Origin of the sequence: Bacillus sp. COPE52, assembly GCF_003355115.1 — a bacterium.
Taxonomy (GTDB): domain Bacteria; phylum Bacillota; class Bacilli; order Bacillales; family Bacillaceae_G; genus Bacillus_A; species Bacillus_A toyonensis.
In genome coordinates, this window is record NZ_CP031292.1 from 3,392,426 (window position 1) to 3,408,018 (window position 15,593).

The window sequence follows — 15,593 nt, forward strand, 5'->3', positions numbered from 1 at the left end:
CTAACGTATTTTAAAAGAATTTCATTCCTATTGCTACTAGCATTTTCAAAATTTATTTTCATACTTTTTAAACACTCTATTAACATCTCAAACAGGAATACAATATATTAGTAAAGTTATATACCATATACACCCTTAGCAAAGACCTCCTTATCAAAGCGAACAAATTTACTCTGTACTTCCATTTCAGCTGCTTCATATACGCGAGGTGCGCCTGTAATATTTTCAGAATCTACATTCAGTTGAACTTTTAAAATCCCTTCTTCGTACAATTGACTAAATGCATGGTGTAATAGTGATAATCCTAACCCTTGTTTCCGCTTAGAACATCTTACACCTAGGTGCGTAATTTCAGCTTTATTATCAGTACCCTTTTTACTAAATATAAAACCAACTACCTCATCCCCAGCCATTGCTAGTGACCATAATGTAGGATGAAACCCATCTCTTTCAGTACGTTGCAAAAACTCTTCTAACGTAGAAGGTTGCGAATTCCAGTGGTCCGCAAAGGCTTCATTAAAAGCTTGATGTAATCTCCCATCATCCACACCCTGTATGTAATGTCGCACTGTAACCCCATTTGGCCATATTAGTGATGGAACATTCCCCTGCAATTCAATCCCCATCCCCCACCAAATACGAGTTGGAATAAAACCAGCTTCTTCTAACATTTTTTCCTCATAGAAATTATTTGCTTGTGTTACAATCTTGCCATTCAAGCGAGACGAATTACTAACAAGCTCCTTAGCCCGCCCTTCAAGCTTTGACCATATTATTTGTTCAATACCTTGATTCATATAATTAGAATGAATAAGTACAGCAGATGGAAACTGTCTTTCACTCCCTGTCAAAATACCATAAGCAATTATTTCTTCTTCATTCATAACAACGTAAGAACTTTTACTAACATCAATACCTTTCCATGAGTTCGTAATATCCTCTACCGTTGTATCAACTTCACCGTAAATGGCTTGATCATAAATTGTACATAGTTTTAAAATTTGTTGTAAATCTTCTTGTGTAGTTGCTTTAACATTTAGACCGTTCATATTCTACCTTCTTTCTTTTTAATTAATTTAATTTTAACTCTATTCTAATAAATTATTAAAAAATAATAAAAAAGAGCCTCATTTTCCAATGAGACTCTTTTCCTAATACATAATTAAACTGTTTTTTCATCTCGTTTACCAACAATAAACACCTTAGTAAACACCAACATGATAGCTACAATAGCTAGAAAATAAAGTGGCATCACCAGTAACGAGCCCGTATGAAGTTGACTCATTCCCCAAATTGTCACCGTCACTATTATATAGTACCCTAAGCTAAACAATGCTCCAGCTGTACCAATGACATCTTGAAAATCTACTAATGCTAAACTTAAACAGTTAGGTAATGCTACCCCAATTCCTAATAGCAATATAAACATCGCTACTAAAAATCCAATCATATATATTATGTTTGGATTTGATCCAACTGAAGTAATAATAGATAAAGCGACTGCTCCACCTGTCATTACAAAACAACCGATATATATAATTTTCTCTGGTTTATAAGTGGTAAGTAACCGCTTTGAAACTTTCGCTCCAATAATAGAAGCGGAAGCAACAACAATTCCTAGAAATCCGTACATACTAGGCGATAACTGAAAGTATTCAATAAAAATAAACGGCGCTTCTGCATAATAGCTAAATAAAACGCCATTCGCTCCTCCAATTAATAGCCCATATGTTACTACTTTCGGATTTGTAATCAACCGTTTTAAAACAGAAAACACATTTATTTTATCCGTTACTGCACCCGTTTTTGTTTCTGGAAGAGAAACAAACGTATACAGCAAAATTCCGATACTCATAACTACTAAACTTAAAAATACTATTTTAAATCCAAACATTTGATCAAGAAAGCCACCAATTAACGGTCCTATTGCTGGTGTAAAAGCAATGACTGCCGAAATTTGAGCAAACATAACGTGACGTTTATGCCCTTCTACACTTTCACGAAGAATCGTTTGCGTCACAACTGATCCTGCACTTGCTCCAAACGCCTGAATAAAACGACTTAACAATAAAAATTCAATGGAACTTGCAATAAAGCATAAGAAGCTCCCCGCGCCATATATGACAATTCCAAGTAACATCGCCGGGCGACGACCAATTATATCGGATAACCATCCAATAAAAAATACACCTAAAGCAAATCCAGCAAAATAAACACTAAGCGTTAACTGCACCTCATTATTGCTTACATGTAACGCCTTTGAAATGTCTGGTAAAGACGGTGTATAAATTGTTTCACTAATTTGCGGAAATGCTACAAGAATAATCATTAACCAAAGTGATGGTACTGAGACTTTTTTCATTTTTCATACCCTCCTATAACTTTGAAAATCTCAGAAATAAAAAGACTTTCCTAAGCTACGGAACAGGAGGGGCCATTATAGAAATCCGATCATAAAACAACAAAGAAAACACCTCAATTACGTATGTTAATACTTATAGGAGGGTAATATTAACATTGATTTTTAAATATACTTTTTCAATTATATTACATATTATCTCTACTTTTCTAGTGTTGATGCCTTGATTATTTGTTAGAAGATTATCATTTTTATATTATCTGAAAACTAATTCATTTCAAAAAACAGTAAAAAGAGCTGATTCAAAATATAGTTTAAGTCAGCTCTTTTTTAGTACTTTTATGCTGATCTATTTTGTTTTTCTCGTGTTGCAAATTGTTTTTCACTACGATTCCCCATAAATCTAAAACATAAAGATAGGTGCAATCAGAGAAAATTTAACAAAAATAATTTATGAAGCATTTGAAGATAAACTTTTATCTGGAGTAAGACCTTTCCGTTAAATATAGCGTTTATAAAAGGTATTAGCCGTACATAAGACGAGCGCCTAAAATACAATTCTGTTAGAAAATTTTGCGCTATATTCTCTTTTATTTTATTTATGATAGCTGATTAATAACACATTCTAAAAATTTGTCTACCTTTTCTTTTGATGTCTCCGGCGCATGATAACCAATCGTAAATGTAAGTCTTCCATTATAAGTGCTTGCTCCCATTGAAAAGAATGGTGCATACATAATGGGTGATGTCATATACCCGTCCTCAGCTTGAATTTCACCAAACTGAATAGGTTCATCAGCGATCACCCCGAAATTTGTCATTAATGGCAACGCCATCCCCATCTGTACAGCCTGCTCGTATTGCTGATTATACATTTCCTTCACCGTAGATAGCTTCATACCTGCCAGTATCTCCATTCCTGCCGCTGAAGAAAGACCTGGATTTTGGCCCTTTATTTTATCCATTGATTGTTTAACTCGAACAAGAGTCTGATTAAATGATTCACCATCTTCCATTTTAATCACTGGCATTTCCATTCCGGATAAGTTGCAAATAGCACCAGTCGTATAATTAGGCAGATATCGACGTAAATCAATTGTCAAACCGATCATTTTTTCTGCGGTGCGAGGTTCTGCATACACAGTGAAATGTGATAAAGCACGGAAGTATGCAGTCATGATTACATCATTCAAGGTAGCCTGTTGTGCTTTTGTCCATTTGGTTAGACATAGAGTTTGTTCACGGCTCAACCGCCCTACAGACATTTTTGGGGATTTATTTTTGTTGGGTTGAGATGGAAAAGACCATAACGATGCCTGCTGTTCTTGGTTAGGACGATAAGCACTTTTTACGTCCGATATTCCAGCATATTTGAATACATGTGATTGATCTCGAAAACTCTCATTTCCCTCACCAAATTCCTTTATAATTTGATCCTTAGATCCTCCTAAGGAAAGGTGCGTATAAATTGCTCCAAGCAAATTAATATATTCCTTGACTCCTGCACCATCTGAACATAGATGAGATAATTTCACAACTAACATATCTGTTGTAGTGCCTCGTAATAATATTGTTTGAACCATAGGCCCCTGAATACGATCACCAGGTTCCTTAATAAAATCTATTGCCATTATTTCAAGTTCTTGATCATTTCCTTCAGCAAAAAAGCAAATAGATGAGTTAGTACCAGATGAATGTTCCTCCCAGTAAGGAATATCATTTTCTACAAATCGGCTATTCAAAACTGGCTGCAATTGTAACGTTATCCTTACTGATTGTTCAAGTATTTCCTTTGATAGACCTACAGGAAAATAAAGAACCGCATTAATTTGTTGATCTGCAGAATAAAGACCTAATAAATAATTCATTCGATCTTGAGGTGTTACTGAATACTTTCCTTGTTCCATAATTTTGTCCCCCTTTTAAGATTTTTTGTATAACCTTATGCTCCATCTAGTTGTAACTTTTCTAGTCATTTTTCTTCAAAAGCTAATAATGCTTATTTTATGAATTTTTTCACGAAAGCACCTTTTCCATACTGCTTCCATTCTTTTTGCAGCTCTTTGTAGGTGATATGCCCATTATTTTATTGTTATCGATATCCCCTACCCTTCAACAATATCAAACAAAAACGTTTTTGGTCTATACATATACAAACATAATATAATAACGTTTACAAATTATCAATAAAACAAATAAATCATTTTTTATACCTGTTAATAAAAAACAATAATATAATACGTTTATGGATTACTTCATAAACAACAAACAAGACGCCACTCAAATCGTGGGAGCGCCTAGAATAATGCTACAAACTTAATGAAATCTATTTATCCTCACGTCATTTATTTCTTTGCTTCCATACCCCATTCTCTTTACGATAAGTATTCTTTCCATTCATGAATCCAGCTGTATTACCAGGAATGCTATATTTCTTATTTTTAGCCTTCTTCTTCATCCTCTTCTCTTCTTGAATAGCTTGTAAATCCACCTTCCATTGTTTCAACAAATCCTTTTTACGTCGCATCGAATTTGTACCCCTCAGATTTAAATATAAATCCATTAATCATATTATATAAATTTTATTATTTTCCCAATACAAAAGAGGGCACCCTCGCCCAGGTGCCAAGAGATACATATATATTGAGATAACTAACACGCTAGAAAAGACTTCAACCGAATCAAGGCAACACCTATTGATAATTGCTATTAATTTAATCATTAACAAATATATCTGGCCCCTTCTTCAACATGTACGAGAAGCCCGAAATAAATACAACACTAAATATAATAATAGAAGACCACATATTAAAATGATATTCTTTACCTGCAACCAAATTATATATGTTATGGACCAAGAAATTAGCACCTATAATAATTCCACCTAACATTGAACTAATTAAAATGCTCATTAAATAAAACTTAAGCTTTTGAAACATTTCCCCTCTACCTCTTTTCTAAAATAAACTTTATTTAGGTTATCCTAGAAAATTATAACATTTAATTTCCAAATGTTATTAAAGCTATATTTTAATTAAGGTTATTTTAAGGAAGGCATCATTTATTCCAATATCTAGTTTGTTCAAATTTTCGTTTAACATGTACCAAATTATGTTTTTCCTTCTAAATAGACCAACAATATATTAAAATACTTTATATATCAAGGAGGTTTATCATGATCAACTTTCATAAAACATTCCCCATCTTAGGATTCTTTTTATTTCTATACAGTTTTATCAGCATCATTTTTTTATTACTATTCCTTAGCGTTTAGTAACAACACGTATAAGTATATATTTAATGTGTAATTTCTATATTAAAAAAGAAAAAACAATAGTTTTGGATGCTTTTCTAGTTTTATTTTAAGATACCTCTTTGTAATCTGTAATAATTTGCTGACTCTCATCATCATTATCAATTTCTTTTCTTAAGTATTCAAAGGTAATTTCGATTTCTTCCTTACTCTCATAATAAATCCCTTTTGTACTTTTAATTTCTGGGTCTAGTTGTTTTCCTCTGTCTTGAAGCGGGTTTATTTCTGCTCTTACGAAAAGGCTTTTTAGAATTTCAAAAGCCAAAAAAAAAGTTTTGGATTACACTCGAATCTTTAATTCTAATCGGAACAGCCTGGATGTTAATAGGACTTTTTATGTAACCTACATAATCAGTAAATCCCCTGAATAAAACTCCATATTCCGTCAACACTGTAGATGACATTAGATTTTTCTCCTTGCTCCCCCTTGGAGATGAGCAGTTAGCTTTTGCTAACTGCTCCTTTATTTATAACAAAAAGTAAGGTAAAAGTTACTCCCATTTTAATTAAACAACTTACTATCAATCCCCCTTCCTTTAAACCCTTGTTGCTAATGTAGTCATTCTTTTCTTATAAATTAAGCTTGCCACTGTTAAGTAATATTTGGTCATTGAGAAAAAATAAAAAGATAATGAATCGTAATTTTTTTACAAATCATCATCTTTTATTTTCCGTATTTTAACACTCTGTAAATGCATTAGCCCCAAAATAACGTACTTTTATAATTTGCCGATGATGAAGCTCATGACCAGCAATAATGTTTGCTAATGCACGAACCGTGACTTCAGAATTGTTCGCAATTCCCCTTTGTAACCAGGCATCTTTATCTAAACTTTTAAGTAAATGCACAGTAGATTGGCGAACAACTGTTAAATTCGTAAGAAGATCTTGCATAGATTGCTTATCAAAAGCTGCTCTAAGAACATACATATCGTCATTATAGCCAGGAAGTTCTGCTGTCTCACCTCTTGCTATGGACAGCAAACGATATGCCATAATACGTTCAGTATCTGCAATATGACCGATTACTTCTTTTATACTCCATTTATTAGGAGCATATCGAAAATGTCCCTCACTATCAGAAATATCCTTCAATAAAAGATTCGTTTCCTTCATTTGTTGCTCTAGAATATGTATGATATCTCCACCTGGTACTAATTTTATGTACGTTGAATAGTATGGGTTATATTCATTTGTTCCTGGTCTCTTTTGCATACTTACCCTCCTCAGTATTTCATTTACACCCTACTTCAAAATGTTATCACATTAATCTAATTATTTGAATTACAAAACAAACGGTCTCCACATATGTTCATCAACTTAAGGTAAGCGGTTTGATTCTATTACAAAGTTTTCTACATGAGGCTACAATCTAGAACATTTTTCAACAGATCCATATTGTTCTAGTAGTAATTAAAAATTTTAAAACTAAAAAAGGACTCTATTTATGTAGGTCTGTTTTTCAGTATTTATAATTGATTTGTATCTAAAAATAAACATTCTATACGTATACATGCATAGTATGTTTTATCTAACTGCTATATGCTTTGTGCCAATTATAATATGAAGGACCTAAATACTCTTTTCGTTGACAAATAATGCTCGGTTCTCATAGTATCCATTCCTAATTGGATTTAGTTTATAAAACTCGTTTAGCACATTGTTTCAGTTTTTTTGCAAAAAATAGGTTCGTCCTCCACCTTCATTTAACGCTTGGAGGAAAGCGATTTCTCATTCGTATAATAAAAAGAGGGAGAATTGCCCCTCTTTCGTTTATATTGAGCTATTTTACAAGGTTAAATCATCCCTTTTAATATCAACCCTAAAACTGACATTACTATCGCACTAATAATAATTCGCAAAATCCAAGTTGTGTTTGTACTTATTTTCTCTAATTGCTTATTGATTGTTGCTATGTCTTTCTCATTAATAGTGGTACGCGTTTCTAAAGTACGAATGTCTCTCATAATTTCTTTTTGCTCTGCTTTTAGGCTGTCAATTTTCGCGTAAACATCTTCCATATATTCACACCCTCTGTTCATCTTAATAGAAAAATTTATATATATTATGAGACAACCCTCTTACCCGTGAATACATTCCATATATTCGCGCACCAAATTATTTGTACAATCTAATTGAATTACTTACATGTTTCCATTCTTCTATATAAGTCAGCGTTTAGATAATATGCGATATGAATAAGCATTGAATTATTCTACTTTAAGAACGTATCCTGAACACTCTTTATATGCCGTTTCATAAAGACTTTCATCTTATTTAAAGGCTTTTTTATTTCTTTAATAACAAACAAGGTGCAATCCAACATACGGGAGCACCTACAATAATTACTATTATTTAAATCACCATTCTCATATTTACAACTCATTATAGTCAGTATAATTTTCTGAAGGAATTCTCTTTTTTAGCTGCTTAATGTAAACTAATATTAATTCGAAATAACTGTAATGATAAACTTTCTAGAACAATAAATATACTAGCTGAAACGGACCTATAGCCGATATTTTTTCCAGTAACATTAATGGTGATTTCAGCTAAATTCGTTTGAATATTATTTCCCTCAAAAATCTTATCTTCAACCTTTACAATATCTGCTTTACAATCTACTTCTTTAAAGGTTTTCAGTAATTTTGTTTCTAATAAACTAAAATCAAAGTTTTCATCTTTTATTACGGCAAATTTAATCTTCATATTGATTTCCTCATTTTTAATAAATTAAAATCATTAAATCAATATAAATATATATTATTCTATTAATTAATTCAAAATATACGCTTTACATGTATCATTACTAAATATCATTTCTAATGAATTAAGTGCAAAAGAAACGAAATAAACAAAGTCTCTCTTTCAACCACTTAACCAATTAATTTAGAATCCCCCTTGTGTCCAATGTCTAAAATTTTTTCATTTTAAACCCGTAGATAACATTACTAAACCACTTCACGCATTCTGTAGCATTGGTAATAACAATATAATGAAGCAGATTAATATTAGGAGTACCACTTATGTTTAATATAATGCGGCTCTAAATTATTTTGCTCATTGTTGCTTTTTTATTTCTCACTTGAAACTTATGTAATAATACATATTTCAAATAAATTATCATCTTCCCCGTATTTTTATGATTGATTTTTTGTTCATAAATTCGTAACACATATACATGAGTTATCATGCTAAAATTAGTTTATTCAAAAAAATTATTCTTAATGAATCAATAATTTTTAATACCCTGTTTAAAGCCTCGCCCCCCTGCGAGGCTTTTCCTATTTAACTAGAGTAGTAGTTGTGCTGTTACGCATTCCTATCTTTAGCTATATACTATAAATAACACTGCATGTTCATTTTAACTTTTCAGCATCAGCACACGTAAAATTCTCTCCTGCATCATTTGATTTACAAATTTTATTTATCGATTTTTCGGTTATTTTTTCATTCTCATTAGAAACTCGGTCTAAATCCATTCGAAATACTTGTTCCGGATTCTCCTTTGAATTTCCTTCAATATGAATTGTACGATCGAACATCTCAGCCGTGAAGCTGCTAGATGTATTTATCATTTCCACTCCATTATTTTCACCTACATAGCGTTCAACTACTTTTTCGGCTGCCTTTAATTGCTGAGATGTAGGATACGGTATAGATTCCGCTAAAATAACTACACCTACTAAATAAGTAATATACAAACCACCTGTAAACAAGATAACTTTTTTTACTGTTTTATTAATCATGCTCTAACTCCTTTTTCTTCTTTTGCTATTAAGATATATAACTTTCCTAATTTCTATCAATTTCTTTTTAGTACATAACATTCGTTTTACATTTTATAAAAAGCACCTCTCTTACTAATTTTCAATTTGATATTAACACGATTTTTATCGTTTTTCAATAAATAATTATTATATAACATTTTATTTTTACTGTTTTTTAGTTTTAGTTTTAGTTGAATCTAAAAACAACCGATTTATTTAATTGCACTACATCATCAGCAAGTTTAAAAATTTGTTAATCACTAAAATAAAAAAGAGAAACTATATGTAAATACCCCTCGATATATCTATGTAGGTTAGTCGTTTAGCTTCAGCACTCACTCTATCTGAGAATAATTTACCGAATATTCAATATAATGTTAAAATTTACCCAATTAGTATTTTTGTCTATCACTGTATAAAAAAGTACAATAAAGAAACGTCAGTACTTTCACAGTTAAGTAAACGCAAACTTGTTCTTCTATCTACTTACTATTTAAGGTTAATAGTGACATAACCAGCTCAAAAAATTCGACTTAAATTCATTAATGAATGGAGAGGTTTATATGAAATTAAAAGACAAAGTAGCAATCATAACTGGTGGTGCAAGCGGAATTGGCGAATCTACCGTTCGTCTTTTTATTGAAGAAGGTGCAAAAGTAGTTATCGCTGACTTTTCTGAACATGGAAAAGACCTATCAGATGAATTGAACGCAAATGGATATGATACGTTATTTATTAAAACTGATGTAACAGTAGAGGCAGATATTAAACAACTAATCCATGAGACAGTAAGTAAATACGGTAAATTAGATATTATGTATGCAAATGCCGGCGTTGCTGATGATGCACCGGCAAACGAACTGTCCTATGAAAAATGGAAGAAAACCATTGATATTAACTTGTCTGGGGTATTCCTTTCTGATAAATATTCGATTGAACAATTCCTTAAACAAGGTACAGGCGGTGTCATCGTTAACGCTGGTTCGATTCATAGTTTTGTTTCATTACCTACCCCAACAGCATACTCCTCTGCAAAAGGTGGCGTAAAACTATTAACTCAAAATTTATGTACTGCCTACGCTAAATATGGAATACGTATTAATGCGGTGTGCCCTGGCTATATTGATACCCCTTTGCTTGGTAGTGTTAATCCTCAACAGAAAGAATATTTAGCTTCCCTTCATCCACAAGGCAGACTTGGAACACCAGAAGAAGTGGCTAAAGCTGTCTTATTTTTAGCAAGTGATGATGCTAGTTTTGTTAATGGTACAACACTTCTTGTTGACGGAGGCTATACTGCACGTTAATGAAAAAATTTCAATGCACATCTCTAAGAAATATAGTCTTTAACAAGAAAAAGCGCCATCACAAGTGACGGCGCTTTTTCTATGTAAGAGCAACTAGAAGATATACTTCTAGCCTACTCCCATTTATAAGTCCAAAATTGTTCAAGTTGCAGCCATTTCAATGTTGCTGCATCTTTGTTTTTTATTTTTGCATGTGTTTCTTCAAGCATTGCTTCTGTTTGTGAACGATGCGCGCCTAGTGCAGCTAATTTATGTTCAAATACTTCACTAATATTATTTACAACATCCGGTTCACCGAGCACCGCTTCACGATTTCTCGTAATCGCAACCGCATGAATAACTGGACGTTCTTCTTTTGGCATACGTGATACAGCGCGAACGACAGCGCGGCCAAATGCATCATGATCTGGATGTACGCCGTGTTCTGGATAAAATGTAATAATTCGAGATGGATTTACTTCTTGAATTATCGCTTCGATTTTATCTGCAACGAAATCAACATCTTCAAATTCTAACGTTTTATCATGGAAACCGAGCATTCTTAAATCTTGAATCCCCATCGCTTCACATGCATCTTTTAATTCTTTTTCACGGATATTTGGAATCGTTTCACGGTTAGCGAATACATTCTTCCCCATGTTACGTCCCATTTGTCCAAGAGTACCACATGCATACGTTACAGGTACTCCTTGATCTGTTAATAAGCGAATTGTCCCTCCCGCAGCAAATGCTTCATCATCTGGATGCGGAAATACAACAAGTACATGTCTCTCCATAAGTTTCCCTCCTTCTTACTTAAATGGCGTTAAGCTTAACTCAAGCGCTACCGCTAAGCGACCTTGGTTATCATGCCCTGCTAGTAATAAACGCTCTTTATCGTCTACTTCCCAGTGCGTAATACCTTCTGCATATACCCAGCCATGATCCATTTTCAAACCAACTCGGTATGGGTTTGTTCCAGTTATTTTCCCGCGCTCAAAGCGAATAATTGCATTTCGAATGAATGCTCCAACTGTCATCATCTTTTCATTAAAGTGTGACGCATACGCTCCGTTCGTTGTTTCTAAATGAATATATACATCTTTATTTACAAAACGTTCAATTTCATTTTGAATAAGAGAACTATCTTTTACTATTTCCATCGGAATTCACCTCTTTAAACCATTTTACGCAAAAATAATGTAAATTGCTATCTCTATATTAGAGGACAACGCTCACTTTTCCTAATAATTTGCACTGTGTTTTGTTATTTTTTTATCATATGTGGAATTCAGAACTTTTCCTTCACTTCGTTAAATAGTTTTCTTTCTTTTTTGAATTTGCTACAATATATTTTATCCCGTATGAATGCATCTGGATACGTTTTGACAATTGAATACATATTTTAAAGAAGGTGACTCGCTTGGAACAATCAGCACATGAAGTAGCAAATTGGCAATATTATTTTGCAATTGCCGTATTTTTAGTCACGTACGGTTTTATTATTTCTGAAAAATTGAATCGTGCTGTAATTGCACTATTCGGTGCTGCTATTATGATTATTTTTGGAATTGTAGATTTACACACTGCTTTCACATCACATATTCAATGGGAAACGATCACCCTTTTAATCGGGATGATGATTCTCGTACATATTACGAGTCAATCAGGCGTATTTGAATTTGTAGCTATTAAAGCAGCAAAAGCAGCTGACGGAAAACCGATTCGCATTTTATTATTACTATCCTTATTAACCGCCGTCGGTTCTGCATTTTTGGATAATGTAACGACTGTTTTATTAATCGTTCCTGTTACACTATCCATTACACGTATTTTAAAAGTTAACCCTGTTCCTTATTTGATTTCAGAAGTACTGTTTTCAAATATAGGTGGAACAGCAACTTTAATCGGTGATCCACCGAACATTATGATTGGATCAGCTAATAAGCATTTAGACTTTAATGCCTTTTTACTAAATTTAGCTCCAATCGTAATTATTATTTCTATCGTTACAATTGGCATTATTTACTTCATGTATCGTAACAAACTAAAAACAACGCCTGAACAAATCGAAAAACTAATGGCGTTAAACGAAAAAGATTATATTAAAGATCAAAGCCTCCTTTTAAAATCGATTACAATTTTAGGACTAACTATTTTAGGCTTTGTACTTCATTCTATTATTCATGTAGATGCTGCCGTTATCGCAATGACTGGTGCTACACTTCTTATGTTAATCGGCGTAAAAGAACATGAAATAGAAGATATATTTGCCCACGTTGAATGGGTAACCATTTTCTTCTTCGCCGGACTATTCGTTCTCGTTGGCGGATTAATTGATATCGGACTTATTTCTTCACTCGCAAAAGAAGTAATCGACGTAACAAATGGCGATATCGGTTTCGCTGCGATACTTATTTTATGGGTATCTGGCATCGCATCTGCGACAATTGACAATATTCCATTTGTCGCAACGATGATTCCTCTTATTCAAGATTTAGCTACTGGCCTCGGATTATCTGTTGATTCGCCGCAAATCGAAGTGCTATGGTGGTCGTTATCTCTTGGAGCTTGCTTAGGAGGTAACGGAACATTAATCGGAGCATCAGCAAACGTAGTTGTTGCTGGTATTGCAAAACGTGAAGGACATGGATTTTCTTATATGGACTTCTTAAAAATCGGTTTACCGTTAACAATCATTGCACTATTGTTATCACATGCTTACATTTATTTACGTTATTTAATGTAGAAGTTGTACTGCATGAAATTCTATCGTCAAATACAAAAGGTTTGCAGCATAGTGCTGCAAACCTTTTTTCCATCACCAAAATATACCGATAATTGCTAATCCACCTAATATCATACCACCAATTTGCCCAACGATTGCGGGTGATAGTTGAACACCTTTCCTCACTTCAACAACCGGTCTTTCGTGCCTTAGTTGATGCACTTCGCTTTGAAGTTGATGTACACTTCCGTGCAATTCTTTAATTAGCTCTTTTAATTCAGCAACCTCTTCATTTACTGGTTTACTTTTTTCTAAATTCATTTTGCATAACTCCTTATAAATTCAATCAGTACACTGTAAATTTTCGCCAATTTTCATTATATCTCCTGCATACTACATATATAATTTTGAATGTTTTTTCTAACCTTGCTTTTCTAACCTTGCTTCTCCATCCATTCATCCCGCAATATCCCCATAATGATACGATCAAAACACTTCCCATCTCTTTGCACTGCTTCTCTCATACAGCCTTCTATCTGAAAACCCATCTTTTTATACAACTCAATAGCAGCTTTGTTATAAGAAATAACATCAAGACCAACCCGGTGTAAATTTAATTCATAGAAAGCATACTTTAAAATAAGATGGATTGCTTCTCTTCCATATCCCTTACCTCTATCATTTGCATCTCCTATACCGATGGCTAATAAACCCGTTCTGTTATTCCACTCCATGCCATGAATTGCAACAAAACCAATTAAACGATCATCTTGAAGTGTTCTTAACATGAAAGAAACACTATTCGATCTCCGTCCCTTTAATAGGCCATCACTTGCTATTTCTTGTAACGATTGCGGGAATGCTACATCTGTATCTACATTTCTTAAATACTCACTATCTTCTTGCCACATAGCTATTACTTCAACATCTTTTTCTCTACTAGCTGATAATTTAATCGTTTTATTTTGAAAAAGATTCATTGTCATTTCAAACTCCCCCTTTTTAAGTAACGGGGATACTTATTTTAGCCTATTTATCCCCTTGTTCCATAAACTGCTTTATAAACGGGATACTTACAATAAGCGCTGACATTGGCACATCTCCTCTATACTAAATTAACTTCATTGTATAATTTTTCATTTATTCTAACAATAAGAATTACAAAAAGACCCTCCAAATTTAGAGGGTCTTTCCTAATAGCAAAACTGTATTATTTCGTAAACATTTTCTCCGCTTCATCCATCGCCATTTTGTTTCCTAAAGCAGAATAGTCAAGCCATGGTTGGTCATTAATAGTATATACGTGCTTACCTTTAACAGCTTTTAAGTCTTTCCAAATTGGTGTTTCTTGAAGTTGTTTAAATGCTTCTTTCGCTTTATCGTCTCTATTTACAACAACGAAAATCGCATCTGCATCAAAGTCAGGTAATACTTCTTGTGAAATGACTTCGAAGGGGCGGTTTCCATCAATTTTCTCTACACCATTTGCAGGCTGTAATCCTAAGTCATGGAATAAAATTGGTCCCATCGGTCTTTTCGTACTAAATACACGTAACTCTTTTGCAGTAACGCGAATTGCCATTACTTTTTCGTTATTACCCAGCTCTTTATCTATTAAATTTTTCACTCGTTTTGATTGTTCTTCATAGTCTTGAATATATTTATCTGCTTCTTTCTCACGGTTTACAAGTTTACCTACTTCCTTTAAATGATCTCTCCACGTACCTTCATCTAAATTAAAAGTATGTGTTTTTGCAATTTTTTCGTATTTCGCTAAATCTTTGCCAGCATATTTTTCATCCACATAAATTTCAGATGGCTTTAATTGTAGTAATGCTTCCATATTCGGATCTGCTACAACCCCAAGTTTCTTCGTATCTTTCAACTGCTCTTTTGCGTGCGGTAAGAAATCTTTTAAATCTCCACCAATAACAGAACCTACTGGTGTAATTCCTAATGCAAGTAAATTGTTCGTTAAGTGAATAGACATGGAAGCAATTTTTGGATCATTACTTTTTTCCGTTTTTTGCGTTGCCTCTTCATTAGATTTCGTTTGACCACATGCTGCTAATACTAAAATACACATAATGCTAAATAAAATAGTAAGTTTCTTTTTCATATGTTCTCCTCTTTGAAG

17 protein-coding genes are annotated in these 15,593 nt (G+C 33.2%); 2 read left to right on the forward strand and 15 right to left on the reverse strand.

Translation table 11 applies throughout. The features are described 5' to 3' along the window. Positions 1-116 precede the first annotated feature (116 nt). The 10 genes from DPQ31_RS17070 to DPQ31_RS17115 form a co-directional block, all read right to left on the reverse strand. Positions 117-1,049: a GNAT family N-acetyltransferase gene (locus tag DPQ31_RS17070; RefSeq protein WP_208730777.1), complete on the reverse strand. Its 933-nt coding sequence runs from the start codon at positions 1,047-1,049 to the stop codon at positions 117-119. A gap of 113 nt (positions 1,050-1,162) precedes the next feature. Beyond that, a complete protein-coding gene (locus tag DPQ31_RS17075) occupies positions 1,163-2,362 on the reverse strand; it encodes a multidrug effflux MFS transporter (protein ID WP_000758027.1) in 1,200 nt (399 codons plus the stop codon). A 596-nt stretch (positions 2,363-2,958) separates the two neighbouring features. Further along, positions 2,959-4,266 (reverse strand): condensation domain-containing protein, encoded by a 1,308-nt coding sequence (locus DPQ31_RS17080; protein WP_087970286.1) that lies wholly within the window; start codon positions 4,264-4,266, stop codon positions 2,959-2,961. A gap of 434 nt (positions 4,267-4,700) precedes the next feature. Further along, positions 4,701-4,886, reverse strand: coding sequence for a hypothetical protein (locus tag DPQ31_RS17085; protein ID WP_001253135.1), 186 nt, complete (start codon positions 4,884-4,886; stop codon positions 4,701-4,703). 187 nt (positions 4,887-5,073) lie between these two features. Further along, positions 5,074-5,298: a hypothetical protein gene (locus DPQ31_RS17090; protein ID WP_000486799.1), complete on the reverse strand. Its 225-nt coding sequence runs from the start codon at positions 5,296-5,298 to the stop codon at positions 5,074-5,076. A gap of 423 nt (positions 5,299-5,721) precedes the next feature. Continuing rightward, complete coding sequence (locus DPQ31_RS17095) at positions 5,722-5,937, reverse strand: hypothetical protein (RefSeq protein ID WP_261797459.1); 216 nt, start codon at positions 5,935-5,937, stop codon at positions 5,722-5,724. A 413-nt stretch (positions 5,938-6,350) separates the two neighbouring features. Beyond that, the gene (locus DPQ31_RS17100; protein ID WP_097959787.1) at positions 6,351-6,887 is read right to left on the reverse strand and encodes a DinB family protein; all 537 of its coding nucleotides are present in this window, start codon (positions 6,885-6,887) and stop codon (positions 6,351-6,353) included. Positions 6,888-7,468: 581 nt separating this feature from the next. Continuing rightward, a complete protein-coding gene (locus tag DPQ31_RS17105; RefSeq protein WP_000390466.1) occupies positions 7,469-7,693 on the reverse strand; it encodes a hemolysin XhlA family protein in 225 nt (74 codons plus the stop codon). Positions 7,694-8,102: 409 nt separating this feature from the next. Beyond that, a complete protein-coding gene (locus tag DPQ31_RS17110; RefSeq protein ID WP_087970285.1) occupies positions 8,103-8,381 on the reverse strand; it encodes a hypothetical protein in 279 nt (92 codons plus the stop codon). Between the two features lie 650 nt (positions 8,382-9,031). Next, positions 9,032-9,421 (reverse strand): hypothetical protein, encoded by a 390-nt coding sequence (locus DPQ31_RS17115; protein WP_097959786.1) that lies wholly within the window; start codon positions 9,419-9,421, stop codon positions 9,032-9,034. Positions 9,422-10,005: 584 nt separating this feature from the next. On the opposite strand from DPQ31_RS17115, the gene DPQ31_RS17120 reads away from it, so the two are divergent. After that, positions 10,006-10,749, forward strand: coding sequence for an SDR family NAD(P)-dependent oxidoreductase (locus tag DPQ31_RS17120; protein WP_097959785.1), 744 nt, complete (start codon positions 10,006-10,008; stop codon positions 10,747-10,749). Between the two features lie 113 nt (positions 10,750-10,862). On the opposite strand, the gene bshB2 is transcribed toward DPQ31_RS17120, so the two are convergent. Both bshB2 and DPQ31_RS17130 read right to left on the reverse strand, forming a co-directional pair. Continuing rightward, on the reverse strand, positions 10,863-11,525 hold the full coding sequence (gene bshB2 / locus DPQ31_RS17125; RefSeq protein ID WP_000439466.1) for a bacillithiol biosynthesis deacetylase BshB2: 663 nt from the start codon (positions 11,523-11,525) through the stop codon (positions 10,863-10,865). A gap of 15 nt (positions 11,526-11,540) precedes the next feature. Then, a complete protein-coding gene (locus tag DPQ31_RS17130) occupies positions 11,541-11,891 on the reverse strand; it encodes a YojF family protein (RefSeq protein WP_000407039.1) in 351 nt (116 codons plus the stop codon). A gap of 260 nt (positions 11,892-12,151) precedes the next feature. Here DPQ31_RS17130 and DPQ31_RS17135 point away from each other — a divergent pair, with 260 nt between their 5' ends. Further along, positions 12,152-13,477, forward strand: a complete 1,326-nt coding sequence (locus tag DPQ31_RS17135) for an ArsB/NhaD family transporter (protein WP_097959784.1) — start codon at positions 12,152-12,154, stop codon at positions 13,475-13,477. A gap of 72 nt (positions 13,478-13,549) precedes the next feature. On the opposite strand, the gene DPQ31_RS17140 is transcribed toward DPQ31_RS17135, so the two are convergent. The 3 genes from DPQ31_RS17140 to DPQ31_RS17150 form a co-directional block, all read right to left on the reverse strand. Continuing rightward, a complete protein-coding gene (locus DPQ31_RS17140; protein ID WP_208730778.1) occupies positions 13,550-13,777 on the reverse strand; it encodes a hypothetical protein in 228 nt (75 codons plus the stop codon). A 113-nt stretch (positions 13,778-13,890) separates the two neighbouring features. Continuing rightward, complete coding sequence (locus DPQ31_RS17145) at positions 13,891-14,442, reverse strand: GNAT family N-acetyltransferase (protein ID WP_208730779.1); 552 nt, start codon at positions 14,440-14,442, stop codon at positions 13,891-13,893. Positions 14,443-14,666: 224 nt separating this feature from the next. Then, positions 14,667-15,575, reverse strand: a complete 909-nt coding sequence (locus DPQ31_RS17150; RefSeq protein WP_000728199.1) for an iron-hydroxamate ABC transporter substrate-binding protein — start codon at positions 15,573-15,575, stop codon at positions 14,667-14,669. Between the last annotated feature and the right edge of the window lie 18 nt (positions 15,576-15,593).

What these genes read in the sequence shown, in the direction of transcription:
- DPQ31_RS17140 (WP_208730778.1), bottom strand. Translation starts at nt 13,777, where the DNA reads ATGAATTTAGAAAAAAGTAAACCAGTAAATGAAGAGGTTGCTGAATTA.
- DPQ31_RS17150 (WP_000728199.1), bottom strand. Translation starts at nt 15,575, where the DNA reads ATGAAAAAGAAACTTACTATTTTATTTAGCATTATGTGTATTTTAGTA.
- DPQ31_RS17100 (WP_097959787.1), bottom strand. Translation starts at nt 6,887, where the DNA reads ATGCAAAAGAGACCAGGAACAAATGAATATAACCCATACTATTCAACG.
- DPQ31_RS17110 (WP_087970285.1), bottom strand. Translation starts at nt 8,381, where the DNA reads ATGAAGATTAAATTTGCCGTAATAAAAGATGAAAACTTTGATTTTAGT.
- DPQ31_RS17080 (WP_087970286.1), bottom strand. Translation starts at nt 4,266, where the DNA reads ATGGAACAAGGAAAGTATTCAGTAACACCTCAAGATCGAATGAATTAT.
- DPQ31_RS17105 (WP_000390466.1), bottom strand. Translation starts at nt 7,693, where the DNA reads ATGGAAGATGTTTACGCGAAAATTGACAGCCTAAAAGCAGAGCAAAAA.
- bshB2 (WP_000439466.1), bottom strand. Translation starts at nt 11,525, where the DNA reads ATGGAGAGACATGTACTTGTTGTATTTCCGCATCCAGATGATGAAGCA.
- DPQ31_RS17085 (WP_001253135.1), bottom strand. Translation starts at nt 4,886, where the DNA reads ATGCGACGTAAAAAGGATTTGTTGAAACAATGGAAGGTGGATTTACAA.
- DPQ31_RS17075 (WP_000758027.1), bottom strand. Translation starts at nt 2,362, where the DNA reads ATGAAAAAAGTCTCAGTACCATCACTTTGGTTAATGATTATTCTTGTA.
- DPQ31_RS17145 (WP_208730779.1), bottom strand. Translation starts at nt 14,442, where the DNA reads ATGACAATGAATCTTTTTCAAAATAAAACGATTAAATTATCAGCTAGT.
- DPQ31_RS17090 (WP_000486799.1), bottom strand. Translation starts at nt 5,298, where the DNA reads ATGTTTCAAAAGCTTAAGTTTTATTTAATGAGCATTTTAATTAGTTCA.
- DPQ31_RS17120 (WP_097959785.1), top strand. Translation starts at nt 10,006, where the DNA reads ATGAAATTAAAAGACAAAGTAGCAATCATAACTGGTGGTGCAAGCGGA.
- DPQ31_RS17130 (WP_000407039.1), bottom strand. Translation starts at nt 11,891, where the DNA reads ATGGAAATAGTAAAAGATAGTTCTCTTATTCAAAATGAAATTGAACGT.
- DPQ31_RS17070 (WP_208730777.1), bottom strand. Translation starts at nt 1,049, where the DNA reads ATGAACGGTCTAAATGTTAAAGCAACTACACAAGAAGATTTACAACAA.
- DPQ31_RS17115 (WP_097959786.1), bottom strand. Translation starts at nt 9,421, where the DNA reads ATGATTAATAAAACAGTAAAAAAAGTTATCTTGTTTACAGGTGGTTTG.